The organism is Arthrobacter sp. 10T425 (genome assembly GCF_056393985.1).
This window is the reverse complement of record NZ_JBFTGZ010000135.1, coordinates 1-366: the sequence shown is the minus strand read 5'-3', so window position 1 is coordinate 366 and position 366 is coordinate 1. Positions and strand designations below refer to the sequence as shown.

The window sequence follows — 366 nt, the reverse complement described above, 5'->3', positions numbered from 1 at the left end:
GCCCTGTGGTCCACTGGACACTCGATCCCCATGCCGCCCGAGCCGAGCCGAGGTTGCGCCACGTCGTCATCGCCGTGACCGCGGCAAGGGTGGGGTTCGTACGGTTGGTGCCCGGCTTCGCCGCCGGTGTGCCGCAGAGGGCGGCGTTGGCCGCGGGCGAGGGCGCCGTGGAGCAGTTCGCGACCGTCTGGGCGGGTTTCCCGACGATGCCGGCACCGCTGAACCCCATGCCGATCGAATACCCGCCCAGGATCACGGGTTTGTTGCCGAGCGTGAAGGTGCCGTCGGCGTACACGAACCCGGACGTCGCCACCGCGGCATCACCGAGCGTGAACCCGTTCGCCACGAGGTTCACATTCCCGGCGG

Annotated in this window: 1 protein-coding gene; it reads right to left on the bottom strand. The window is 70.2% G+C overall.

The genetic code is table 11. The features are described 5' to 3' along the window. On the bottom strand, positions 1-366 hold a 366-nt coding region (locus AC1DDH_RS20875), incomplete at both ends, for a hypothetical protein (protein WP_476956279.1).